Source organism: Pseudoalteromonas sp. Cn5-37 (genome assembly GCF_021532495.1).
Lineage (GTDB): Bacteria > Pseudomonadota > Gammaproteobacteria > Enterobacterales > Alteromonadaceae > Pseudoalteromonas > Pseudoalteromonas simplex.
Window position 1 is genome coordinate 1 of the sequence record NZ_JAKGBA010000074.1, and the last position, 3,212, is coordinate 3,212.

The 3,212-nt window shown below is 47.4% G+C and carries 1 protein-coding gene; it reads left to right on the top strand.

Translation table 11 applies throughout. The annotated features are described in order from the left end of the window. Nucleotides 1-139 precede the first annotated feature (139 nt). Nucleotides 140-3,118 (top strand): Tn3 family transposase, encoded by a 2,979-nt coding sequence (locus tag L1266_RS22035; protein ID WP_000985631.1) that lies wholly within the window; start codon nucleotides 140-142, stop codon nucleotides 3,116-3,118. The last annotated feature ends 94 nt before the right edge of the window (nucleotides 3,119-3,212 follow it).

A 3,212-nucleotide genomic window follows, 5' to 3' on the forward strand; every position in this document is an offset into this window, starting at 1 on the left:
GGGGTTCTAGGGATTTTCCCCTCTAAAAAGACTTAATCCTCTGTAGACCACACCAATAAATGGCTGCGGAGGTGGGTTACTACTTATAAGTGTGGCAAATTAGGTAAATATCGTACATTTAATACGGAACAGCCCTGATATGGCCATCAAAAACGAAATTACTATTCTCACGAGAGCAGAACAGGCAGATCTTTATTCCCCACCCATTTTTTCAATCGAAGAACAACGTCTGTACTTTTCTCTGAACGATGCGGAATTGGCAGTTTTTCGGTCAATTCGTCTCAGAGCTCATAGATGTTACTTTGTCGCGATTTTGGGATACTTCAAATCAAAGCCCGTCATCCTAGATATCGCTTACTCGCAGGTTTCTAAGGATTTAATGTTCATCAGTAAAGAGCTGCTTGGCGGCAAGGGGCTCAGACCATTCACTCCCTCACAAAAACAAAAAGATCGACTCTACGCAAAAGTATTAGACCTTGCTGGTTATCACAAATGGGACGAAAGTCAGCACTTCAATTCTCTTTTCGACCACCTTGTTCAGGTGGGCAATGCCTGGCTGGAGCCGCGTTACCTCTTTGATACTGCTATTGAATTCCTAACCAGTCACAGCATTGCTATCCCTAGGTACACCGTACTCCAGAGACTGATAAGCAGAGCGATGCAGCAGGTCAGAAAAGACCTGGCGCACCAACTTAATCAACTCACCAGTCCTGAACTTCACGTCTTTCTGGACAGCATAACAGCCATTGATGACGGACTAAGCCTGAACCAGCTCAGAGGCGGTGCAAAAAGTCTGACCGTACCTGAACTTAAAAAAGAGCTTGCCCTTTATCATCAGTTAGCGCCATGGCGCACGCAAATCAATGGCGTTATCGATGGGCTTAATCTGTCTCTTAAAAATCGACAACACTTCGGTGAGCTCATCAACTATTACGGTAGTAAACTCAAACGATTCAAACGCGCACAGCAGCATCTATGGTTGCTATGTCACCTGACAGAGCGGATACAACTGGCACTGGAACGGTTAACTGATGGGTTCATTTACCATATCCGCAAGCAACAAGAAGCTGCCAACACCTTTGCACAACAAGCAGTGTTCCTGTCCTGGCAGTCAGCCGCGGACAATGTCACGAAAGCGGCAGAGTTACTGCATCTGTTTGTGGATGAGAACATTGATGATAATCAACCCTTCTCAGTAGTCAGACAACAGGCATTGAAGGTCATGAATGACAGGGATATCCAGACCCTCTGCCTTTACCTGAAAAAACAGAAACGGACCGTGGAAGAGTACCAGTGGCAACATTACGATGAACAATGCAATCTCCTGGAGCAACTGTTAAGGCAGGTGTTCTTGTGCCTTGAATGTGAGGCCGGTAAAGGCTCAGAAGCCGTCGTCGCCCAACTTCAACAGATGCAGACGGAAATCGCATTCGGTGGACCACTGAAGACGATGGATACGTCGCTCATCCCGAAAAAGCACCTCCCATGGTTGGTTAAACAGGATAACGTTAACCCGCAACGTTACGAATGGCTGCTCTACCGGCAGTTAACCTCACGACTGAATGGACGCATTTATTTGCCAAATGTTACCAAATACCGCGCACTGGAAGACGACCTGATCCCCCAGACATCGCAGGATACCTTGCTGGCCTCATCAACACTGGACAGACTAAAACAGCCCGCAGAGTTATTGTTACAGGAGAAACAACACCGGCTGGAAAGTGCACTCAAAGACGTTGCTCTCCATATTGATGAGGGAGACAATCGAAATGTGATCATGAAAAATCGTACCGGTACCCGCTGGCGTCTGCCGACCAAAAGCGCTACATCTCTGGTCAACAATCCCTTTTTTAAGCGAATGCAACCGGTCGGTATCGCGGATGTACTGCGGTATGTAGAGCGCGAAACCGGGTTCATGAAATGTCTGACTCATGTACTTCCGATACAAAAACAAGGGTTCACTCATCAGGATGATTTACTGGCCATTCTGATTGCCAACGCCACTCACCGTGGTGTGTATGGCATGGCGCAGATCTCCGATCGAAGCTATGAACACCTGAGTACGGTGCAGGCCAACTATATCCGGCCTGAAACGCTGCATGACGCCAGCGACGTGATCAATAATGCGGTTGCAGCGCTACCCATCTTCCGCCACTACCATATTCAGGAGGACCAGCTGCATGCCAGTGCGGATGGTCAGAAATTCGAAACCCATCTGGAAACCTTTAAAACCCGGTACTCCTCTAAGTATTTCGGCACCAACAAAGGGATCACGGCCATGACACTGGTGGCCAACCACAGCGCCCTCAATGCTCGGATCATCGGTTCCAACGAGCACGAATCACACTATATTTATGACCTGTTACAATCCAACAGCAGTGAAATCAAACCTGACGTACTCTCGACAGATACACACGGTGTCAATCATGTTAACTTCGCCTTACTGGATCTATGCGGTTACAGTTTTGCACCGCGATACGCGCAGTTCAGTAGTGTCATCAATGATCTGTTTGATGTGACTGAAAGTGAACAAGGCAGCACCATACTGGCGCTAAAGAAGCCTATCAGAACGAATGTTATTACAACGGGATGGCAAGATATCAGGCGTATTGTTCTGTCACTTCAGACAAAGCGGACGACACAAGCAATGCTGGTAAGAAAGTTGTCTGGTTACCCTTCTGGACACCCAATATTACAGGCTCTGACGGAGTATAATCGACTGGTTAAAGCGCAATATTTACTTGACTACATCGACGATGCCAGTTTGCGGCAGTATGTGCAACGTGCCCTGAACCGGGGAGAAGCATGGCACTTCCTTAGACGAGCCATTGCGTCGGTGAATGGTGATCAGTTCCGTGGCAAAAACGAGTCTGAAATCGCTATCTGGAATGAATGCGCAAGATTGCTTGCCAACGCGATCATCTACTTCAACTCCGCGATACTGAGTCATCTTCTGGGACACTTTGAAGCGAGAGGAGATGAAGAGAAAGCGGGTATCACTCGTGCTGTTTCGCCCGTTGCGTGGCAAAATATCAACTTAAGCGGAACGTATAACTTCACTAATACTGGGAAATTGCCCAATATTGGCGAAATAACAAGGCCGATAGTGGATGATTAGGCTCCAAGCTGAAAGTAAACCACCTCCGCAGCCATTTATTGGTGTGGTCTACAGAGGATTATGTCTTTTTAGAGGGGAAAATCCCTAGAACCCC